The following is a 20,988-nucleotide window of genomic DNA, read 5'->3' as shown; positions in this document are numbered from 1 at the left end:
GCGTCGGCCAACGACTCCTCGCCCTCGCAGCCGCACTCTGGCGCAACTGGACCACCGGCGCCGACGTCAAACGATCACTGACCGCCTACGACCACTAAAAACATCGGACTCACTCATCTAGGGTGACGGGGATGCAGCGCACCGGACGACTCCGCAGACCGCGCGGGACGCACGCCCTCGCGTGGACGCTCGCCACCGGCGCCGCCACGACCCTCTCCTGGTTCGGCGTGCACACGGTGCTGGACGACACCTCCTACGAGCCGCCGCGCGCACTGCCCGTCTCCGACGGTCCCGAGGCGGGCGGTTCCGGCGCGGGCGCCGCGCCCCGTGCCTCCTCGACCCACCGCCCCAGGCCGCACCCGCCTTCCGCCTCTCCCTCGCCGTCCGAGAAGCCGCACCGCACACCGCGGCGGACCCCGTCGAAGAAGCCCCGTCCCACCTCGGAGGGTCCCGAGCGGGGCCGGGGCGGCACCGGGCAGGTCGAGGGCGCGACCGTACGCGGCGGCAGGGCCGTCTTCGACATGGGCGCCGACTCCGCCACGCTGGTCTCGGCGACACCCGATCCCGGCTGGGAGATGAAGGTGTGGCACAACCAGGGCTACATCAGGGTGACGTTCACCTCGGGCGCCACGTCCTCGTCGGTCTTCTGCCGCTGGGACGACGCCCGTCCGCGCATCGAGACGTTCGACGGCTGAGCGGCGGGCGCGCTCTTGGAGAAGCTCAGCCCTGACGGGCCGGGCGTGCCCTTCGAAGGGCTCAGCCGAACGTGCCCTCGGGCGGTGGCGGAGACGCCTTCGCCGTGGCGTCGGTGACCGGCCGCGCCCCGCCGGTGAAGGCGTCCAGCGCACGACCCGCCTCCACCCGCCCCGGGTGCGGGTCGCCCGCCGTGCGCCGGGTCAACTCGGCGACGGGGAGCGGGCCATCGGCTGCCAGCAGCACGGTGTTGCCGAACCGGCGTCCGCGCAGCACCGCCGGGTCGGCCAGCACGCACTGCCGGCCGAAGGCGGCGGCGCAGGTCGCGATCTGGGCGCGCAGATGGGCCAGTGGCGCGCCGTCGGCGATGTTCGCCGCGTACCAGCCGTCGGGCCGCAGCACACGCCGCACCTCGTGCAGGAACTCGGCGCTGGTGAGGTGGGCGGGGGTGCGGGCGCCGCTGAAGACGTCCGCGATGACGAGGTCGGCCCATCCGGGCGGCAGCTTGGCCAGCCCCTCGCGTGCGTCGCCGCCGCGTACCCGGATCCGCCACTCCTTCGCCAGGGGCAGGTGGGAGCGCACCAGCCGGGTCAGTGCCGGGTCCGCCTCGATCACCTGCTGGGTGGAGCGGGGGCGGGTGGCGGCCAGGTAGCGGGCGAGTGTGAGGGCGCCGCCGCCCAGGTGCAGTGCGTGCACGGGCCGTCCCGGCGGGGCGAGGAGGTCGACGATGTGGCCGAGCCTGCGCTGGTACTCGAAGCCGAGGTGGGTGGGGTCGTCGAGGTCGACGTGCGACTGGGGCGCGTCGTGCAGCAGCAGGGACCAGGCGCGGGGGCGGTCCGGGTCGGGCACCAGTGAGGCGGTGCCGCCGTCGACCTGGGTGACGACGGCGTCCCGTCCCCGTCGCCTCTCGCCGCGTGCCATGCCACCAGTATCCGCCATGGGCCGTGCCGCTATCCGCCCCACCCGCCCGCCTGACGCGGTGGCGCCTCCGGTGCCGCCGGATATCGGGTCGTGTGCTTTCTGGGGTGTAAACGACGTCCTTCGCCCGGCGCGGAATGCCGTGGATCCATGGCCAGGCCCTTCACCCACATGCATGATTCCCCGGACGTACCCACGGAGGTGCCGAACCGTTTCTCCTGGTACACGGCAAGAGGCGGCGGCGCTGCGCCGACCAGCACAAATATCATATTAAGAGCGAGGAATTATTGATTCCCCATTCTTCCGCGTCGATTCTTTTCCTGTCGCTCGAAAACCGAGTGAACGGCCATGAAGGCCGCGCGACACAAAGAAATGGAACACGCGAATGACGGTTCGTAATTCACTGGCTGTCCTGGGGACGAGCGCGCTGCTGGCGCTCGGGTTCGGTGGGGCGATGGCCCCCGCCGCGGCTGCTGCCCCGCCGGCCGCTCCGCAGACCGCGCAGGTGGCGGCGGACGCCCACTTCACAGCCAAGGACTCCCGCTCGGGCCGCACCACGAAGGGTGTCGCGCACAAGTCGGGCCGCTACGGCGCCGCCGCCCCGTCGAAGGCCGCGTCGCTGCGCTGCTGGAACGCCCGTATCTCGGGGCGGTACTTCGCCGTCTCCTGCTCGGGCAACGCCTACCGCGTCTTCGTCGACTGCTCGAACCGGGTCAGGTACGTCACCCCGGTGCTCTCCGGATCCAAGCGCGTGACCATGGCCTGCCCCGGCGGCACCCGCGCGCTGCGGGGCGGAGCCTACGGCCGCTGACGCCCCGCACGCTCGGCTGAGGGCTCCGCGCGGTCCACCGGGACCTGGCCACGGCGACGGTGACAGGACGGCGCCCTCAGCACCCCACCTCTCCGCCACGCCTTTTCCACACACATGCTTTCGATTTTCTGTTTTCTTGTTCTTCCAGCTTCTCGCATCTCGGCGACACCGCGCCGCGAGCCACGGGTCAGACCCGGCTCGCGGCCTCGATCGTGCGGGCGGCCTCGCCCAGCGCCGCCCGCAGTTCCGCGGGCTCGGTCGCGTGCGCGTACGCCACGGAGGGCGGCACCAGCCATCCGGTGCCGGCCACGGGCGGTTCGCCCGCGGCGCTCGCCATGGCGCGGGCCTCGCGCACGTACGTCTGCGTACAGGCGCTGCCCGGCAGGTCCCAGCAGTCCGCCGTCCCCGGCGGGACGAGGAAACCGAGGGTGTCCCCGGAGCGGTCGTGCAGCACGGGTCCGACCCCGTCCCTGAGCCTGAGGATGTCCGCCGCCTCCAGCCCGTGCCGCGCGGGCACGGTCACCAGGTCGCAGGGTTCGGGTACCGGTCCGGCGCCGATAGCGCGGCTGCCTTCGCCACTGTCCGACAACTCAGACCCCTCCTCGCGGTCGCTGTGTCTGGTCCAACGGCTTTTTTCGTCAACGGCTACGGCGGCGAACCAGCGCATTGGATGGCACTTCATGGCAGAAGCAGGGTGAGATATCCCGTTTGTAGCCAAACCCTCGGTGTCGGACCCGTCACAGCCGGTACGTTTCCGCCATGGCGTCGTCACCCTCAACGTCACCCCGACCGCAGCACACTCCCAACACCGCGTTCAGGGCACTGAGGGGGCACCTCTCCCCCGGAGAGTTCGCGGCGAACGTGCGCCGTTCGGCACGTGAGATCGGTGAACAGGTCTCGTGCGACGCGCGGTACATCGGCCGCGTCGAGTCGGGCGAGATCAGGTGCCCCAACTACGCCTACGAGCGGGTGTTCCTGCACATGTTCCCCGGCACTTCGCTGGCGGACATGGGCTTCGCACCCCGGGAGTCCGTACGCGGTCGCGCGGCGCGCGCTCGCGGGGCGCACAACGTGGAAGAAGCGCCCCGCCTGTCCACCGCGCGCTGCGCCGATCTCACCTACGGTCAACTCCCGCTGCACACCGACCATCCCGACAGCCCCGGTCTCATCGCATTCCCCAACTGTCCCGAGTACGACGAGGAGAGCGACGTGCTACGTCGCGCTTTCATGACGGGCGGACCCGCCGCCCTCGCCGCCGCCTCCCTCGGCGGCGGCGCGCCCCACGCCTGGTCCGCGGACCGCCCCGCCCCCTCCGCGTACGCGGGGGAAACCGAGGCGGGCGCCGTCGAAGAGGCCGTACGGCACATCCGGCTGCTGGACGACCGGCACGGCGGCGCCGGGCTCTACCACCGCGCCGCGGGCCCCCTGCGTACCGCCTACGACCTGCTGGACGCGGGCACCCGCAGCCAGGCGGTCGCCGACCGGCTGCACGCGGGCGCGGGCGAACTCGCCCTCTCCGTCGGCTGGCTGGCCCACGACTCAGGACGCTACGCCGACGCCCGCTCCCACTACGCGGAGGCGCTGGCCACCGCACGCGTCGCCGCCGACCCGGCCCTGGAGGCGCACGCCTTCTGCAACACGGCCTTCCTCGCCCGGGACGCGGGCCGCCCCCGCGAGGCGGTACGCGCCGCGCAGGCGGGCCAGCAGGCGGCCAAGGCCCTGGGCTCCCCCCACCTGCTGTCGCTGCTCGCGCTGCGCGAGGCCGGCGGCTGGGCGGGCCTCGGCGACACGTCAGGGTGCCGGCAGGCGCTCGCACGGGCCCAACGCCTGTTCGCACGGGGCCTCCGCGACGGCGACCCGGAGTGGATGAGCTTCTTCGGTGAGGCGGAGCTGGAGGGCCTGGAGGCGCAGTGCTGGTCGGCTCTGGGGATGTGGGACCGGGCGGCGGACCACGCCCAGCAGGCCGTACGCCTGCAGAAACCCCACTTCACCCGCAACCGCGCGCTGTTCACCGCGGAGCTGGCCGGCGATCTGGCGGCGCGCGGCGAGGTGGAGGAGGCGGCGGCCGCCGGAGCGCGGGCGCTGGACTTCCTCGGGCCCGTCCAGTCCACCAGGATCAGCGCGATGCTCCAGGCGGCGGCCGACCGGCTGCGCGCCTTCCGCGCCGAGCCGGCCGTCGCGGACTTCCTCGGCCGCCAGGCGGCGGCGACGGCCTGACGGACGGGCGGGGGCTGGGCCGGGGCCCGGGCCGGGGGTCCGAAAGACCCGGGGCCCGGAAACCCGGGGCCCGGAAACCCGGGGCCCGTGCACCCGGGGTCAGTCGAGGTGGCCCGTGTCGTTCCAGCGTTCGACGGCGGGGTCGCCGTAGGCCCAGCCGAGAATCGACAGGGAGGCGGGGTCCAGCTTGAGCCGGGCCGCGAAGGACGGGTCGTAGCCCAGCCAGCGGGCGGCCAGGACGCGCAGGATGTGGCCGTGCGCGAAGACCAGCACGTCGCGGTCGGCCGAACGGGCCCAGTCCACCACCTCGTCGGCGCGCTCGCCCACCTCGGCCAGGGTCTCGCCACCGGTGACGCCGTCCCGCCAGATGAACCACTCCTCCCCCGCGCGCTCGCGGATCTGCTCGGGGGTCAGGCCCTCGTAGTCGCCGTAGTCCCACTCCATCAGCGCGTCCCAGCCGCGGGCGCCGTCGAAGCCGGCCAGCGCGCACGTCTCGGCGGCCCGGGACAGCGGGCTGGTGCGCACCTCGACGCCGGGCAGCCCGTTCCAGGGAGCGCGGTGCAGCCGCTCGCCGAGCAGCTTGGCCATGCGGCGGCCCTCGTCCAGCAGCGGCATGTCCGTCCTGCCGGTGTGCTGCCCGGTCATCGACCACTCGGTCTGACCGTGCCGGACGAGGAGGATGCGCGCTGCCATGGGTACCTCTCGGACGTGACGTGCTGGATCGTCCGGCCGCCCGGGAAGCGGAAGCGGGCCCGGGTGCCCGGAAGGCGGCTGTCCGGGTGTCCGGAAACCGCTCCCTCCATCTTCGCGCAGCGTCCCGCCGGGGCGCCCGGCGGGGCGGGGCGCGAGGGGGTGACGGGAGGGCGGGGCGAGGGGCGGAACCGGTCCTGTCCGGTGGGTGCGGGGTGCGTTGTCAGCGGCGGGTGGGAGACTTCGCCGGGTACCGCACCCTCCCCCGAGGCCACAGCCGATGACACCCTCTTCGCTACCGAAGCAGACCCCGCCGTCCGGCACGCCCGAGCCATCCGGCGCGTCCGGCACGCCCGAGCCGTCCGCTCCGGGCGCGCCGCAGGCCCCGGCACCGGCGGGTGCCTCCCCGCGGCGGCTCGCCGCGTTGCGCGGCGGCCCCGACGTACCGCACAAGCACCTCGACGCGCGGGCGCTGGCCGCCCTCGCCGCGAATCCGGGCTGCCGCCGCCGCGCGCTGCTGGACGGCGCGGGGGTCGACAAGGGAGCGGTGGCGCAGGCGCTGGGCTCCCCCGCGCCGTTCGGCCAGTCCCAGTTCGCGCTGGTGCGCGGCAACGCGTTCGAGGCGCGGGTGAAGGCGGACGGCGGGCAGGTGCTGCTCGCGCTGTTGTGCGAGCAGGTGGGCGAGGCCCGCCCGGAGCCCGAGCAGGTCGTCGTGCCCGACGTGACCGCCGACGGACCCGCGGGGCGCGCGGAGCGCACCAGGCTGGCCCTGGCCGAGGTGCCGGAAGGCAGCTGGGGCCTGCTCGACCATCCCTGGCTGTCCCTGCGGGTGGCGGGCTCGACCGCCTACCTGGAGCCGGACGCGCTGGCCGTCCATCCGGACGGCTCCCTCAGCATCATCGAGATCAAGTCGTTCCCGATCCTGGACGGCGCGGCCGACACGGTGAAGGCGGGCGCCGCCGCGCGCCAGTCGGCGGTGTACGCGCTGGCGCTGGAGACGCAGCCACGGGCGGTGCGGGAGAGCGCCCTGCTGGTGTGTCCGAAGGACTTCTCCAACCTGCCCGCGGCCGGGCTGCTCCCGCTGCGCAAGCAGATCGCCGCGACCCGGCGCCAGCTGCGGCGGCTGACCCGGCTGGAGGAGATCGCCGCCGAGCTGCCCGAGGGTGTCCACTTCGCGCCGACGCAGGAGCCTGAGGAGCTGGCCGCCGCGGTGGAGTCGGTTCCCGCGGCGTACGCGCCGGAATGCCTCTCGACATGCGAGCTGGCCTTCCACTGCCGTCAGCGGGCGCGCGGCGCGGGCTCGGTGGTCGCGCTGGGCCGCTCGGTGCGGGGCGAGCTGGGCGGCCTGGCCACGGTGCCCGACGTCCTGGCCGCCGCCTCGGGAGACCCAGGCAGCGCCGCCGCACAGGACCCGGCCGCCGCCCTGCTGCGCAGGGCGGCGGCGCTGCGCGCCCAAGCGCTTCAGGACGCGGCGGCGCGCGGGCCCGCGCGGGGATCGTCTCAGGCTCCCGCCGCGCGGGACGCGGAGGTGGGCTGATGTCGTTGCTGAACGCGCTGGCGCGTATGGAGGCCGTCGCCTGCGGGCGGGCGCGGCCGGTGGCGACCGTCCGCCACCGGCATCTCGCCGAGCGCCCGCTCGTCCTCGTCCCGTTGGCGACGGCCGGTGAGAACGGTGCACCGCTGGGCGTCATGCTGGGGACCGAGCGCTCGGCGCCGAGGATCCTCACCGTCGCTCAGCCGCGCGACCGCGATCTGCGGTTCGCGTTCCTGGACCGGCTGGCCGAGGCGGTGCTGCCGCACCTGGAGTCGTGCCAGGACGAGGTGGAGCTCGTCGAGCGCAAGGAGACCGATCCGGAGTCGGGCAAGCGGGTCGCGGTCGAGGCCGAGCTGTGCACCGACGCGCCGCAGCTGCTGGTGCCCACCGGTCCCGGTGTGGACTTCGTGCGGCTGCTGGGGCGCTCGACGCGGTTCCGGCGGACCGCCGAGGAGGACCCGGAGTCCGAGCACCCGGCACCGCCCCGGCTGCCGCTGCTCGGCCGCTGGCTGAGCCACTACGGCGAGCGCGCCAGGGTGCCGGGCTCCTCGCTGCTGCTGCCTGTGACGGGGCTGCTGACGCGGCACTGGGCGACGGGCCAGAGCCAGTTGGAGGACCAGCACCTGGGGGCGCTGCTGGCATGGCTGGCGCCACCGGACGGGGCGAGCGGGGCCGAGGCGGCGCTCCGCGCGGAGCTGGGCCGGGACGGGCGGGGCCAGCTGCTGGTGCCGCCCGCGGGGCCCGCTACCGACCCGGCGTTCGACAACGAGCTGCTGGCTCCGGCGCTCAGCCGCTACGACCGGGGCGTGCCCGGCGCCGAGGAGGAGGTGCACGAGCTGGTGGCGACGCAGCTGCGTCCCACCTGGGAGGCCGTGTGGGAGGGCGTCGGGATGCTGCGCACGCTGCCGGAGGCCGCGCACGTGCCCGACAGGTGGCGGCGCGACCGGCAGTCCTACACCCACCACAGGGACCGGCTGCGGGCCGCGGAGCCGCCCCAGCCGCGCAAGGACGACGCGGTCACCGCGGCCCGCAAGCTGGCCATGCGGGAGCAGCGCCAGGCCGAGCTGGAGGCGCAGGAGGCGCTGGACGATCCGCTGGTGATGGCCGTGCGGCGGCTGGCGGGCGAGGCGTTCTCGGCGGAGGTGCTGGAGGTGGAGATGGCCTACTCGGAGGGTAAGCGTCCCTCACCCCGCCCCCTGGTGACGGTGCACACCCAGGACGCGCCCCTGCTGAGCGACGGGGACAAGCTGCACCGCAGGCTGCCCGAGGGCGGGCAGCAGCGGGCCGAGCTGGTGGAGCTGGCGGGGCCGGGCGAGCTGGTGCTGCGGCTGGTGAACGGGATGGGGCGGGCGAAGGAGCCCGCGCCGGGCACCGTGCCGCGGAAGGGCGATCTGGTGTGCTGGACGCTGTTCGAGCACGCGCCGCGCGGCGGGCCCGGGCTGCCGGAGCCCGAGGAGACCCCCTGGACCCACGGCGGCCCGCCCGGTGAGCGGGGCGCGGAGCGACCCGACCCGGTGACCTCGGAGGATGTGCTGTGACGACGCTCGTGGAGCAGCCCGGGGCCGCCGCGTCCCCGGCGCAGGCCGCCGCGGCGGCCACCGAGGCGATCCTGTCCGCGGCCGTGGACGGCACGCACCGTGGCGTGGTGGTGAACTCGCCGCCCGGCGCCGGCAAGTCGACCCTCGTGGTGCGCGCGGCGCTCGAGCTGGCCGCCGCCGGCCACCCGCTCATGGTCATCGCGCAGACGAACGCGCAGGTCGACGACCTGGTCGACCGGCTGGCGACGGCCGAGGCCGAGCTGCCGGTCGGACGGCTGCACAGCAGCGAGCCGAAGCCGTACGACCCGGTGCTGGACCGCCACCCTTCGGTGCGCACCTCCGCGAAGCCCGCCGACCTCGCCGGGCTGGACGTGGTCGTCTCCACGGCCGCGAAGTGGGCGTGGGTGAGCAGCGAGGAGCGGTGGCGGCACGCGATCGTGGACGAGGCGTACCAGATGCGCTCGGACGCGCTGCTGGCCGTGGCCGGGCTCTTCGAGCGGGCCCTGTTCGTGGGGGACCCCGGGCAGCTGGACCCCTTCAGCCAGGTGGGTGCCGAGCAGTGGGCGGGCCAGGCGCACGACCCGTCGGCGAGTGCCGTGAGCACCCTGCTGGCGCACAACCCGCAGCTGCCCCAGCACCGGCTGCCGGTCTCCTGGCGGCTGCCGCACTCGGCGGCCGCGCTGGTCTCCGAGGCGTTCTACCCGTACACGCCGTTCCGCAGCGGTACGGGGCCCGGCGACCGCAGGCTCGCCTTCGGCGCGCCCGCCGACGGATCGCCTTGGGACGCGGTGCTGGACGAGGCGGCGGACGCGGGCTGGGGTCTCCTGGAGCTGCCCGCGGCGCGTACGCCGCGCACCGACCCGGAGGCCGTGGCGGCGGTGGCCCGCCTCGTGCACCGGATGCTGGAGCGGGAGGGGCGCACGCACGGCGAGCGGGACGGGAGCGGCGGCGGCGCGGTCCTGGGCCCCGAGCGGATCGCCGTGGGCACGGCGCACCGCGACCAGGCGGCGGCGGTCCGCGCGGCCCTGGCCGGGTACGCGTCGGCCGAGGGTGACGGGCGCGCCGCCCGGGTCACCGTGGACACGGCCAACCGGTTGCAGGGCCGGGAGTTCGACGTCACGGTCGTCCTGCACCCGCTGTCGGGGCGGCCGGACGCGACCGAGTTCCACCTGGAGACCGGGCGGCTGTGTGTGCTGGCCTCCCGGCACCGGCACGCGTGCGTGGTGGTGTGCCGCGCGGGCGTCGCCGAGCTGCTGGACGACCATCCGGCGACCGAGCCGGTCCAGCTGGGTCCCGCCTCCTGGGCGCCGGACGGCTGGGAGGCCCACCAGGCGGTGCTCTCCCAGCTGGCCGAGCACCGGGTCCCGCTCGCCTGATGTCCCCGGGCCCCGGGGCGTCTCGGGCCCGGGGTCTCGGCTGCCGGGTCCGGGCGGCTTGTCGTGGACCCGTGCGGGGGCGGGGGCGCCGGGCGCACAATGGGGGGCGGCCCACGACCTTGGAGGTATGTACATGTCTGAGCCGCACTCGGCTCCGGACCCTTCGCGCTCCGCCGGGGGGAGCGGCGGCGGCCCGCAGTACCGCCGCCCCGCGCCCCTGCTGTTCGAGCCGGCCGATGCGGCCCCTGACGACGAGCACTTCTTCGGCCTGGAGTCGCTCACCGACCCCACGGAGCTGCTGGACCGCTCGACGGAGCTGGTGCACGCGTTCCGGGCGGCCGCCGACCGCGCCCAGGAGTACCAGGCCTCGGCCGCGGCGCAGCTCGCCGACCCGCAGCGGTTCGACAAGCTGCCCGACGCCGCCATCGCGGACCGCGGCGGGTGGACCGAGGAGTACGCGCGCAAGATGATCGAGTTCGGCCACGACCTGCTCAGGAACCGGGTGCCCGGCACGCAGCCGCCGCCGCAGGGCTGAGCCGCCGGTCCGGGCCGCGTGCGCCGGCCCTGGCCACCGGTCCTGGCCGCGTGCGCCGGTGGGCGCGACGGTGCAGGTGGGGAGGGTGTCCGCCGGGAATTATCGATTTCCGGTTCACCGGATCGGGGTGTTAAGGTCTACGACGTCAGCAGGCGCCGCTAGCTCAGTTGGTTAGAGCAGCTGACTCTTAATCAGCGGGTCCGGGGTTCGAGTCCCTGGCGGCGCACAGACAGACGAAGGCCCTCCGCGGAAGCGGGGGGCCTTCGCCGTGCGCGCGGCCCCGGCACCGGTCCGCGCTCAGCCGCGGACGACGCGGATCTCCCAGTCGCCGTCCGCCGTGCGCCCGGTGACCTCGACGCGGACGGCCTCGCCGGGGTCCGACCAGCTCTCCCCCACCCCCAGGGTGGCGTCGGCGAGTGTGCTGTGCACGGAGGTCTGGCGGCAGGCGGAGGTGCCGGGGTGCCCGTCGACCACCTCGATCGGGCCGTGGGTGGAGGGGGTGTCGCTGCGGACCCGGTAGAGGAGCAGGCCCTGGGTACAGGCGTCGCTGTCGTTGCCGGTGCGTTCGCGGACCTCCATGGCCAGGGCGCGGTTCTCGCCGGTGCGCAGGACGACGAGCCGGACGCCGTCGGGCCCCTTGGCGCGCCGGGAGGGTGCCGCCAGCGCCCGCAGGGTGTAGCGGGCCTGCGGAGGTGCCCCGCCGGTGACGGGGACGCATCTGACATTGGCTCGTTCCAGCCAGCCGAGCTTCCACTTGTGCCAGCCGAAGGGCTCGGGCGCCAGTCCGAACTGGCTGCCCATCAGGTCCCAGTCCCCGACGCGGGTGTCCCAGTCGGCCTTGCCGTCGGCGGGGCGTTGGTAGAGGTCGGGCAGGTCGAAGAGGTGGCCGGTCTCGTGGGCGAGGACGTGGCGGTCGGGCGGGCTCTGTTCGAACACCGTGACGAGACGGTTCAGCTCGGTTCCGTCTGCGGTGATCGGCTCATCGAGATTGACCACTTTTGTCGCATCGGAGTCCACACCGGGGGCGTCCGGGTCGGCGATGAGGTAGACGACGTCGTAGCGGGCCAGGTCGACGTGCGGATCGACGGCCCGCACAGCGTCGTGCAGATAGGAACGACGCAGGTCAGCGTCCCAGTCGCGCTGGATGCCGTAGGCCGAGGCCGGCTTGGGCATCTCGATCCACCGGTTCACCGGACGCGGCCGCAACCGGAATTTTCCGTAACTCGCCCGCGAGAAGAAGTCGGATGTGGCCGGGAAATGGTCGTTCACAAGCTCTCGAGGGGTGGCCATAGGGGTCGCATCGGGGAAAGAGAGAAAGAGAAGGGCGGCATCGAGCGTCCCTTCGGGGCGCGGATAGGAGGCGTTCCAGGTGTCCAAACCCAACGAGTGGTGTGCTTCGGTGCGCGGCAGAGCGCACGGCATGCCCGCCGCAACGGATCGCACGGGCCCGGCGAAGAGCCCCACACCCATGAAGGCGGTCAACGCCATGACGATCGCTCCCACCCGGTGCCGCGCGCCGGGGCCCAGCCGTCCGGGCCCGCGTGCCGGACGGCCGCGGGCCGAGCTGTCAACACCCCCGGGTACCGACGCAGGCGCCACGTGGAGACCTCACCGGAAAAGGAACGGCGGACCCTCCCCACCCTCCCGTCGTATGTCCGGCTCTGCCCCGTTTCGGTAGTCCAGTCGAGTCAACCGCAGTATGACTACTCTTCGTAACGCTCGGTCGTTAGTGGTCAGGGGACTGGCAGCACTGGCGCCGAAACGGTCAGCCTCGCGCGCACACCCCTCCCCGGCCGCTCCCGCGACCGGCAACGGCAGCGGAGACACTGGCTCCGCTCTCGCACCAACCTCTATGATCGGCACATTTCCAGCGCGGATCCTCCCCTGGGCGGCCTACGGGCAGCCGGCCGACCGATCCGCACGAGACGAGCCCCCCGCGGAGCGATCGGTGAACGGACCCCTCGAAGGACCGGGCAAAGACTCCGGCGAAGCCCTCGTAACGCAACCCCAGACCATCACGGAAAGTAGCCACAAGCGCTGGCGGCGGCGCGCACACCACGGGCACAGCGAGAGCGACTTCCGGGCCGCCTTCCACGCGGCACAGCTGCCGATGGCCATCGTCGACCCCCACGGCCGCGTGCTGACGGCCAACCGCGCGCTGGGCACCCTGCTCGGCGCCGACCCGCAGCGCCTGACCGGGCGTCCCCTCGCCGAGCTGGCGGGCCTCGGGCTGGACGGGCGGGTGCGCAGCGCCTACCACGAGGCGCTCCAGGGGCGCGCCGACCGCATGTCGTGCACGCGCAGGCTCAAGCACGCCGACGGCCACACCCTCTGGGCGGAGATCACCGTGACGCCCACCGTGCACGGCGGCGAGGCCCTGCTCTCGATCGCGGACATCAGCGAGCGCCGCGACCTGCAGGAGCGGCTGCGCCACCTCCAGATGCACGACCCCGTCACCAGGCTGCCCAACCGCACCCTGTTCTTCGAGCGGCTGGCCGGAGCACTGGCCGACTCGGCGACCGGCAGAACCGGCCTGTGCTACCTCGACCTGGACGGCTTCAAGGCCGTCAACGACACCCTCGGGCACCGCGTGGGCGACAGCCTGCTGGACGCGGTCGCGCAGCGGCTCACCCAGTGCGCCGAGTCCCGCGGCGGCGACGACGGCGGACACCTGGTGGCACGGCTCGGCGGCGACGAGTTCGCGCTGCTCGTCGAGTCGTCCACCGGGACCGAGCAGGTGACCGCGCTCGCCCAGTCGGTGCTCGCCGCGCTCCAGCGCCCCTTCGACCTGGCCGGGCAGCGCCTCGCGGTCTCCGCCAGCATCGGCGTCGTCGAACGCGAGACGGCCGGCACCACCCCCACCGAACTGATGCAGGCGGCCGACACCACGCTGTACTGGGCCAAGGCCGACGGCAAGGCGCGCTGGACCCTGTTCGACCCCGAGCGCAACGCGCACCGCATGACCCGCCAGGCCCTCTCCTCCACGCTGCGCCGCGCCGTGGAACGCGGCGAGTTCGTGCTGGAGTACCAGCCCATCGTCGGCTTCTGCGACGACGTGCTGCGCGGCGTCGAGGCCCTCGTGCGCTGGCGGCACCCGCAGTTCGGCATGCTCGGCCCCGACCGCTTCATCGGGCTGGCCGAGGAGAACGGCGCCATCGTGCCGCTCGGCAGGTGGGTGCTCCAGGAGTCCTGCCGCCAGGCACGGCGCTGGATGCTCACCCACCCCGGACCGCCGCCGTACGTGAGCGTCAACGTGGCGGTGCGCCAGGTGTGGGACTCGGACCTGGTACGGGACGTCGCCGAGATCCTCCAGGAGACCGGGCTGCCCGCCCACCTGCTCCAGCTGGAGCTGACCGAGTCGGCGGTGATGGGCTCGGCCGGACGCCCTCTCCAAGCGCTCCAGGCGCTCTCGGAGATGGGCGTCCACATCGCCATCGACGACTTCGGTACCGGCTACTCCAACCTGGCCTACCTCAGCCGCCTCCCGGTGCGCGCCCTCAAGCTGGACGGCATGTTCGTCCGCGGCTTCCGTACCGCCCGGCACCAGAACCCGGCGGACGAGACGATCGTGACGGCCCTGGTGCAGCTGGCGCACAAGCTGGGCCTGACCGTCACCGCCGAGTGCGTGGAGGGTCCCGCGCAGGCCGAGCGGCTGCGCAGGATCGGCTGCGACACCGGCCAGGGCTGGCACTACGCCAAACCGATGGAGGCCGACCGGATCGCCGAGCTGCTGGCGTGGTCGGCTCAGGCGGCGGGCAGCGCGTAGGCGTCGGCGATCAGCTCCAGGGAGCGGACCCGCGCCTCGGGCGCGTGCGCGTTCGCGGTGAGCATCAGCTCGTCGGCGCCGGTCCGCTTCACCAGCGCGTCCAGCCCCTCGCGCACGGCGTCGGGCGTGCCGTAGGTGACGTTGCCCAGCCAGCTGTCGACGAAGTCCCGCTCCACGGGGCTGAACGGGTGAGCCTCCGCCTCCTCGGGGGTGGGGATCAGACCGGGGCGCCCGGTGCGCAGCCGCACCATCGACAGCGCCCCCGTCAGCACCTGGCGGTAGGCCTCCTTCTCGTCGTCGGCCGCCAGCGCCGCCGCACCGATCAGCGCGTACGGTTCGTCCAGCACGGCGGAGGGCCGGAAGGCCTCGCGGTACAGGTCCAGCGCCGGCAGCGTGTTGGCGGCCGAGAAGTGGTGCGCGAACGCGAACGGCAGCCCGAGCTGCCCGGCCAGCTGCGCGCTGAAACCGGAGGAGCCCAGCAGCCAGACCGGCGGCCGGTGCGCCGCCGCCCGCGCCTCGGCGCCCTGGGCCTGCACGGGCCCGGGTACGGCGTGGATGCGGGCGTAGCGGTGCCCTTGGGGGAAGTCGTCGTCCAGGAAGCGGATCAGCTCGGCGAGCTGCTGCGGAAAGTCCTCGGCGCCCTCACGCAGCCGCTCGGTGCGGCGCAGCGCGGCGGCCGTGGCCCCGTCGGTGCCCGGCGCACGGCCCAGACCCAGGTCGATCCGGCCCGGGGCCAGCGCCTCCAGCGTGCCGAACTGCTCGGCGATGACCAGCGGCGCGTGGTTGGGCAGCATCACCCCGCCGGAGCCCAGGCGCACGCGGTTCGTGTGCGAGGCCAGGTGGGCCAGGATGACGGCAGGCGAGGAGCTGGCCACGCCCGGCATCGAGTGGTGCTCGGCGATCCAGTAGCGGGTGAAGCCGCGGGCGTCGGCCAGCGCCGCCTGCCGGGTCGAGGCCGCCAGCGCGTCGCTCGCCGTGTAGCCCTCACCCACGTTGACCAGGTCGAGAACGGAGAGGGGCACCGGGGCCGAGCCCCGTGCCTCACCCCGGATCCCGGCTCCCCGGTGCCCACTGCCCTGTGCGTCCTCGCCTGACCGGCTCACGGTGGCTCGCCTTCCTCGCGCGTACGGAAACGTGGTCCCACCTGCCCGCACGGGGTACGGGTGTGCGACTCACGAACCGGTACAACGCGCCGAGAGGCGACTGTCTTCCCGGCCCGTCCGCCAGGACCGAAGGCCCTGGCGGACGAAGGACGCCCGTCTGGGCCGCCGGTCAGGCGAAGAGGGCGCCCAGCGCCGGGCAGCGCGCCTTGACGTCCAGCAGGCGCATGCCCTCCTTGGCCGTCACCTGGTTGGCCGTCAGCACGGGCTTGCCCAGCTCGGCCTCCAGCGCCGGGATGTAGGCGGCCGTGTGCAGCGCGGTGTCCGGCAGCAGCACCGCCTCCGCCTCCGGATGGTCGCCGCCCCTGGCCAGGGCCAGCACCTCCTCCTCACCCCAGGTACCCACCTCGGCCGCGGTGATGATGCCGCTGCCGCGCATGGCGACGACCTCCGCCCCGGCCGCCCGCAGGAAGCCACGGAACAGGTCGGCCACGTCCTCCGGATAGGTCGCCGCGATACTGACCCGCTCGAGGGCGAGATCGCGGACGGCGTGGGCGAAGGCGAAGGACGTGCTGGAGGCCGGCAGCGACGCCGTCTCCCCCAGCTCCCGCACCTGCTCGTGCGCGCCGTCCCAGCCGAAGACGAAGCTCGCGCTGGTGCACGCCCACACCACCGCCTGGATGCCGTGTCCCTTGGCCTCCTGAACCTTCGCGGCGAGCCGGGCGGCCGAGCCCATCTCCAGCAGGGCGTCCACCCGGTGCGCGTCCTCGCCGATGTCGGTGTGCACCAGCGGCAGCCGCACCTCGGTGCCCGCCTCGGCGAGGATCCGCTCCAGCCTCGGATAGTCGTCCTCGGCCGAATAGCCGGGGTAGAGGAATCCGACCGCCGGGGCCGATGCCGCCTGTGCCATCTACGCCTCCTGTGAGAGTTCGCAGCTGTCGCCGCTGTGGTGTGGGTGCTGGGGGTGACTGCCCGGGCACCGACGGGCCCGGGCCTCGCCGGACCACGGCCCCCGTGAGGCCCGGGTCCGGTCAGATCGCGGGGCCGGTCGGGCCCCCGATCCGGTCAGGCCGGAGGCTGGGCGCCGCCGCCCCACTCGTCCGGGTGAAGGGGCTGGCCGTACCCGAGGTCGGCCGGCCCTTCCAGAGGCTCGGCCGGCTCGGTGCCGGCGCCCGCGAGCGCCGCCTCCGGCTCGTGCTCCACCGGCGCCTCCTCCGGCTCCACCAGGCCGTCCGTCTCGTGCGCGAACGGCTGGGTGGCGATCGAGGAGGTCATGGCGGCGGGGCCGCGCCGGGCGACCGGGTCGAGCAGCGCCTGGTAGGGGCCGACCGCCTCCTTGCCGACGGCGCGCAGCGCCGCCCACATGGTGACCTGGTTGGCGGACAGGACCGGCATCCGCAGCTCCGCCTCCAGCTGCGGGATCACGTCGTACGTGGGCAGGTTGGTGCAGGAGATGAACAGCGCGTCCGGTGCGTCCACCACCGCCTCCCGCGCCATGTCGACCACGTCCCGGTACGGCACCCGCCAGATGTGCCGGGTCAGGCCCAGGTAGCAGCGGCCGCTGATGCCGATGCCGGCCTCGTCCAGGTAGTCCTCCAGCGAGTCGGTCACCGACTTGGTGTAGGGGGTGACCAGGGCGATCCGCCGGGCGTCGATCTCCCGCAGCGCCTCCAGCAGGGCGCCGGAGGTGGTGAGCGAGGGGATCTCGCCGGCGTCGGCCATGGCCGAGGTCATGGCCCGCTCACCGGCCGTGCCCCCCACGAAACTCCCGGACGTACAGGCGTAGGCCACCACTTCGGGGGCCACGGCGCTGAGCGCCCGTACCGCCTCACGGAGTGTCTCGTGCTCGCTGACCAGGCGAGCGAGGTCCAGGCTGACCTCGACGGGGACGAACGGCGTGCGGGTCAGATGCAGGGACACGTCGTCCGGCACCCAGCGCCAGAGTTCGCGGTCCAGTGCGAAGTCGAAGGGAGCGACGATTCCCACGCCGCGCTGCGGCAGCGGTCCGCCGAGGAAGGAGACGTCCATTTTTGGGCCCCAAAAGAACGGAGGGGAATGGCTCATGGCCAGAAGGCCCCTGAGTCAAGGGAAGTCAAGGAACCACAAGAACTGCAAAGCCGGTCAGAAGCCGGGACGCCGGGGCAGATGTCTTTGTTGACGAAGGTAGTTTCCGCTCCCTACCGTGGTCAATCCCGCCATCAGAGGCTGGTTCCCGTCCCTCGTCGGCTCACACGTTCAGCCAACCATCCCTGCGTTTCGAAACGGTTTCCTGCCTATGTCCGAAACCTGCGTTCTTGTCCTCGATGCCGAGCCGCTGCCGCGCCTCGACCGGCTGGCGGGGCGCGCACGCGTCGTCCACGCCGACGAGAAGACGCTCGCCGAGCAACTTCCCTCCGCCGACGTCCTGTTGGTCTGGGACTTCCTCTCCGACGCGGTCCGCCACGCGTGGCCGGGCGACGGCCCGCGGCCACGCTGGGTGCACACCCCCAGCGCCGGAGTGGACCGGTTGCTTCCGGAACTGGCCGACGCGCGCGACACCGTCATCACGAATGCCAGAGGCGTCTTCGACCGGCCGATTGCCGAATACGTCCTGGGCCTCGTACTAGCCATGGCCAAGGATTTCCGTGGCACTTGGGAATTGCAACGACAGAGGCGTTGGCGGCACCGGGAGACATTCCGCGTCGGCGGAAGTCGCGCGACGGTCGTCGGTTCGGGGCCGATCGGCCGGGAAATCGGCCGCGCACTCCTGGCACTCGGTGTCAAAGTAGACCTCGTCGGCCGGACCGCACGGGACACCGACCCCGAATTCGGGCGCGTCCACGCCACCGCCTCCCTCCCCCACCTCGTCGCCGACTCCGACTGGGTCGTATGCGTGGCACCCCTGACCCCCGAGTCCGCGGGCATGTTCGACGCGGCGATGTTTGCGCGCATGAAGCCCGAAGCGCACTTCGTGAACGTCGGCAGGGGGCAGCACGTCGTCGAGGACGACCTGGTCGACGCCCTCCTGGAGCACCGGATCAGCGGAGCGGCCCTGGACGTGTTCGCGGAGGAGCCCCTCCCCGCCGACAGCAGGCTGTGGGACGTCCCCGGACTCCTCATCTCCCCCCACATGTGCGGCGACACCCTCGGCTGGCGCGACGACCTGGCCGAACAGTTCCTGGACAACTACGACCGCTGGGAGAAGGGCCAACCGCTGCACAACGTCGTCGACAAGCGCCTCGGCTACGTCCCCACGGCCCCCGCGGCCGCCGCTGCGCCTGCCGGACCGGCAGCACCGCAGCCCTGAGCCCCTGCGGGCGCCCCGCCAGGACCCCTCCACGGGCCCGGCGGGGCCCCGGCATCGGCGTTGTCGGGGCCCCGCCAGGGCGGGGCCCCTCGGTTCGGGCGGCCCGTCGGGGGCCGCCCGGTCACTCGGGAGGTTTCGTCATGTCCGATCTCACCGCCCTGACCGCGACCCAGCTCGCGGCGGGCTACGAAACGGGGGACTTCTCCCCCGTCGAGGTCACCCGGGCGGCGCTGGAGAGCGCGGCGGAAACGCAGGAGCGGGTCAACGCCTTCGTCCGCATCGACCAGGAAGCCGCGCTGCGCCAGGCCGAGGAGTCGACGGACCGGTGGCGCCGCGGCGAGCCGCTGGGCCCCGTCGACGGGGTGCCCGTGACCGTCAAGGACATCCTGCTCCAGCGGGGCGGCCCCACCTGGAAGGGATCACAGACCGTGTCCGGCGAAGGCCCCTGGGACGAGGACGCGCCCTCGGTCGCCCGGCTGCGCGAGAACGGCGCCGTCTTCCTCGGCAAGACGACGACCCCCGAGTTCGGCTGGAAGGGCGTCACCGACAGCCCCCGCCACGGAGCGACCGGCAACCCGCACGCACCCGACCGCACGGCGGGCGGCTCCAGCGGAGGCAGCGCGGCCGCCGTGGCGGCCGGCGCCGGACCGCTCTCGCTCGGCACGGACGGCGGCGGATCCGTCCGCATCCCCGCCTCCTTCTGCGGCATCTTCGCGCTGAAACCCACCTACGGGCGGGTGCCGATCTACCCGGCGAGCGCCTTCGGCACCCTCGCGCACGTCGGCCCCATGACGCGGGACGCCGAGGATGCCGCGCTGCTGATGGACATCATCAGCGCCCCGGACCCGCGCGACTGGTCCCATCTGGGCCCTGTGCCCCACAGCTTCCGCGGCGCCCTCGCGGCCGGCGCCGAGGGCGTACGAGGCCTGCGCGTCGCCTACTCGCCCGACTTCGGCGGCCGCGTCCGGGTGGCCCCCGACGTCGCGTCCGCCGTGCGCAGGGCCGTGGCCCTGCTCGAAGAGCTCGGCGCGGTCGTGGAGGAGACCGACCCCTCCTTCGCCGACCCCATCGAGTCCTTCCACACCCTGTGGTTCAGCGGCGCCGCCCGCGTGACGCAACATTTCAGCCAAGATCAGCGGGCGGGGCTGGATCCGGGCCTTCGGGACATCTGCGAGGACGGCGCGGCACGCAGCGCGCTCGACTACCTGGCCGCCGTCGACGAACGCATGGCGCTCGGCGCACGCATGGGCGCCTTCCACGAGCGGTACGACCTGCTGGTGACGCCCACCATGCCGCTGACCGCCTTCGCGGCGGGCGTCGAGGTGCCGGAGGGCTCCGGAATGCGGCGGTGGACGGAATGGACGCCGTTCTCCTACCCGTTCAACATGACGCAGCAGCCCGCGGCGTCTGTGCCGTGCGGTGCGGATGAGCGGGGGTTGCCTGTGGGAGTGCAGATTGTCGGTGCCCGACACGCGGATGCCCTCGTCCTGAGTGCGGCGCACGCCCTCTTCGAGACCGGCCTCCCCTCCGAGGTCCCCTCAGCCCTGTGACCCCCTTCTCCTCGGGGCTTCGCCCCTGGCCCCCCATGGTCTTCCCCTTCTTTCTCTGAGGTGCCCTCGGCCGCGGTGGGGGCTCCGCCCCCACACCCCCTTGGCCTCGCCGGCCGGGCGTTGGGGTGGGGGTCCAGGGGGCGGAGCCCCTTGGCGGGGGTTTCTAGGGGGGCGGAGCCCCCGTAGCGGGGGGCCTTTGGGGGGCGGAGCCGCCCCAAAGCCTCCCCGGCGAGGGGCCGGGGGTCTGGGGGGCGGAGCCCCCCGGATAGAGATCGGCAACATCGGGGGTGGGCTGGCCCCACTGGTGGAGGGGGAGGTCTGGGGGGCCCGCCCCAGAGGGGGGCATGGGGCGAGCCCCAGAGAAAATCAGGCTCGGCGAAAGTTCAGACTTTCGCCGAGGGCCCCCGCGCGCCAAAGATCCTGGCACGCCTCTGCCATCTCATCGAGGCCTTCCACGATCTGCCCCCATACGATGCCGGGCACCCACCCCGCATCGCCGTTGATCAGCAGGTTGTTGCGCTCGTAGAACAGTGCGAGGTCGATGACGGTGTTGCGTCCGGCGTGCGCGGCCTCGTTCCCGCGCTGCTCGGCGGCGGCCTCGTAGCCGTAGGACGAGGTGGCCAGCTGGGTATCGGAAAAGGTGAAATAACACAGATCACCCGGGATGGGGGTGATGGTGGGGTTCTCCAGCGGCGGCTCCTGCGGAGCGAACGGGGGGATGAGCGCGTAGATCTCGTTGCGCGCGTATTTCGCGTGGTAGACGTCGCCGCCGAGCGGCAGCGCGTCCCACACGGCGGCGCAGGTGATCGGTGCGCGGTCGTCGAGCAGCTTTGCCGTGCAGCTGACTCCCCGCTTGTCCAACGACACTTCGATGAAGCGATCAGGCATCGTGCCTCCGCACCAGGTGAGCGTGTTGCGCAATGACGGGTCAATGGTGGCCCAGACATCGGGCATGTCGCGACCCCATCACAGGC

The 20,988-nt window shown here is 73.5% G+C and carries 18 protein-coding genes, 1 tRNA gene and 1 pseudogene; 12 read left to right on the top strand and 8 right to left on the bottom strand.

All coding sequences use genetic code 11. The features are described from left to right. Together DTL70_RS34450 and DTL70_RS26410 are read left to right on the top strand one after the other, a co-directional pair. Positions 1 to 98: pseudogene (locus DTL70_RS34450) on the top strand (IS982 family transposase); the annotation flags it as partial. Between the two features lie 33 nt (positions 99 to 131). Then, on the top strand, positions 132 to 695 hold the full coding sequence (locus DTL70_RS26410) for a hypothetical protein (RefSeq protein WP_114024511.1): 564 nt from the start codon (positions 132 to 134) through the stop codon (positions 693 to 695). Between the two features lie 61 nt (positions 696 to 756). On the opposite strand, the gene DTL70_RS26405 is transcribed toward DTL70_RS26410, so the two are convergent. Then, entirely contained in the window at positions 757 to 1,614 is an 858-nt protein-coding gene (locus DTL70_RS26405; protein WP_181861092.1) for a spermidine synthase, read from the bottom strand. Between the two features lie 382 nt (positions 1,615 to 1,996). Here DTL70_RS26405 and DTL70_RS26400 point away from each other — a divergent pair, with 382 nt between their 5' ends. Continuing rightward, a complete protein-coding gene (locus DTL70_RS26400; protein ID WP_114024509.1) occupies positions 1,997 to 2,422 on the top strand; it encodes a hypothetical protein in 426 nt (141 codons plus the stop codon). Positions 2,423 to 2,609: 187 nt separating this feature from the next. On the opposite strand, the gene DTL70_RS26395 is transcribed toward DTL70_RS26400, so the two are convergent. Next, positions 2,610 to 3,011 (bottom strand): hypothetical protein, encoded by a 402-nt coding sequence (locus DTL70_RS26395; protein ID WP_425470411.1) that lies wholly within the window; start codon positions 3,009 to 3,011, stop codon positions 2,610 to 2,612. A 170-nt stretch (positions 3,012 to 3,181) separates the two neighbouring features. On the opposite strand from DTL70_RS26395, the gene DTL70_RS26390 reads away from it, so the two are divergent. Beyond that, positions 3,182 to 4,639, top strand: coding sequence for an NsdA family TPR-like regulatory protein (locus DTL70_RS26390; protein WP_114024508.1), 1,458 nt, complete (start codon positions 3,182 to 3,184; stop codon positions 4,637 to 4,639). Positions 4,640 to 4,738: 99 nt separating this feature from the next. On the opposite strand, the gene DTL70_RS26385 is transcribed toward DTL70_RS26390, so the two are convergent. After that, the gene (locus DTL70_RS26385) at positions 4,739 to 5,332 is read right to left on the bottom strand and encodes a histidine phosphatase family protein (protein WP_114024507.1); all 594 of its coding nucleotides are present in this window, start codon (positions 5,330 to 5,332) and stop codon (positions 4,739 to 4,741) included. 277 nt (positions 5,333 to 5,609) lie between these two features. On the opposite strand from DTL70_RS26385, the gene DTL70_RS26380 reads away from it, so the two are divergent. The 5 genes from DTL70_RS26380 to DTL70_RS26360 all read left to right on the top strand — a co-directional run bounded on the left by DTL70_RS26380 (position 5,610) and on the right by DTL70_RS26360 (position 10,538). Beyond that, on the top strand, positions 5,610 to 6,866 hold the full coding sequence (locus DTL70_RS26380; protein WP_245979774.1) for a hypothetical protein: 1,257 nt from the start codon (positions 5,610 to 5,612) through the stop codon (positions 6,864 to 6,866). Further along, positions 6,866 to 8,401, top strand: coding sequence for a hypothetical protein (locus DTL70_RS26375; RefSeq protein WP_114024506.1), 1,536 nt, complete (start codon positions 6,866 to 6,868; stop codon positions 8,399 to 8,401). The genes DTL70_RS26380 and DTL70_RS26375 overlap by 1 nt, the downstream gene beginning before the upstream one ends. After that, the gene (locus DTL70_RS26370; RefSeq protein WP_114024505.1) at positions 8,398 to 9,777 is read left to right on the top strand and encodes an AAA domain-containing protein; all 1,380 of its coding nucleotides are present in this window, start codon (positions 8,398 to 8,400) and stop codon (positions 9,775 to 9,777) included. The genes DTL70_RS26375 and DTL70_RS26370 overlap by 4 nt, the downstream gene beginning before the upstream one ends. Positions 9,778 to 9,910: 133 nt before the next feature. After that, positions 9,911 to 10,312, top strand: coding sequence for a hypothetical protein (locus DTL70_RS26365; RefSeq protein ID WP_114024504.1), 402 nt, complete (start codon positions 9,911 to 9,913; stop codon positions 10,310 to 10,312). 152 nt (positions 10,313 to 10,464) lie between these two features. After that, positions 10,465 to 10,538, top strand: a tRNA-Lys gene (locus DTL70_RS26360). A 71-nt stretch (positions 10,539 to 10,609) separates the two neighbouring features. On the opposite strand, the gene DTL70_RS26355 is transcribed toward DTL70_RS26360, so the two are convergent. Further along, complete coding sequence (locus DTL70_RS26355; RefSeq protein WP_114024503.1) at positions 10,610 to 11,800, bottom strand: M6 family metalloprotease domain-containing protein; 1,191 nt, start codon at positions 11,798 to 11,800, stop codon at positions 10,610 to 10,612. Between the two features lie 460 nt (positions 11,801 to 12,260). Between DTL70_RS26355 and DTL70_RS26350 the strand changes: the two genes are divergently transcribed. Next, positions 12,261 to 14,078: a putative bifunctional diguanylate cyclase/phosphodiesterase gene (locus DTL70_RS26350; RefSeq protein WP_181861091.1), complete on the top strand. Its 1,818-nt coding sequence runs from the start codon at positions 12,261 to 12,263 to the stop codon at positions 14,076 to 14,078. Here DTL70_RS26350 and DTL70_RS26345 read toward each other — a convergent pair. From DTL70_RS26345 to DTL70_RS26335, 3 genes are all read right to left on the bottom strand, one after another. Continuing rightward, positions 14,057 to 15,181 carry an LLM class flavin-dependent oxidoreductase gene (locus DTL70_RS26345; RefSeq protein ID WP_114024502.1) on the bottom strand — a complete coding sequence of 375 codons (1,125 nt, stop codon included), beginning with the start codon at positions 15,179 to 15,181 and terminating at the stop codon, positions 14,057 to 14,059. The two genes, DTL70_RS26350 and DTL70_RS26345, sit on opposite strands and share 22 nt — an antisense overlap. A gap of 169 nt (positions 15,182 to 15,350) precedes the next feature. Further along, positions 15,351 to 16,088 carry a maleate cis-trans isomerase family protein gene (locus tag DTL70_RS26340; protein ID WP_114024501.1) on the bottom strand — a complete coding sequence of 246 codons (738 nt, stop codon included), beginning with the start codon at positions 16,086 to 16,088 and terminating at the stop codon, positions 15,351 to 15,353. A 155-nt stretch (positions 16,089 to 16,243) separates the two neighbouring features. Beyond that, positions 16,244 to 17,206, bottom strand: a complete 963-nt coding sequence (locus DTL70_RS26335) for a maleate cis-trans isomerase family protein (protein ID WP_114024500.1) — start codon at positions 17,204 to 17,206, stop codon at positions 16,244 to 16,246. Positions 17,207 to 17,453: 247 nt separating this feature from the next. Between DTL70_RS26335 and DTL70_RS26330 the strand changes: the two genes are divergently transcribed. Beyond that, entirely contained in the window at positions 17,454 to 18,464 is a 1,011-nt protein-coding gene (locus tag DTL70_RS26330; RefSeq protein ID WP_114024499.1) for a D-2-hydroxyacid dehydrogenase, read from the top strand. Between the two features lie 140 nt (positions 18,465 to 18,604). Beyond that, entirely contained in the window at positions 18,605 to 20,014 is a 1,410-nt protein-coding gene (locus tag DTL70_RS26325) for an amidase (protein WP_114024498.1), read from the top strand. A 366-nt stretch (positions 20,015 to 20,380) separates the two neighbouring features. Here the strand turns inward: DTL70_RS26325 and DTL70_RS26320 are convergent, their stop codons facing one another. Next, positions 20,381 to 20,902 carry a DUF3830 family protein gene (locus DTL70_RS26320; RefSeq protein ID WP_114024497.1) on the bottom strand — a complete coding sequence of 174 codons (522 nt, stop codon included), beginning with the start codon at positions 20,900 to 20,902 and terminating at the stop codon, positions 20,381 to 20,383. Positions 20,903 to 20,988: the final 86 nt, after the last annotated feature.

Origin of the sequence: Streptomyces diacarni (assembly GCF_003323715.1) — a bacterium.
GTDB lineage: Bacteria > Actinomycetota > Actinomycetes > Streptomycetales > Streptomycetaceae > Streptomyces > Streptomyces diacarni.
This window is presented reverse-complemented; position numbering and strand designations above follow the sequence as displayed.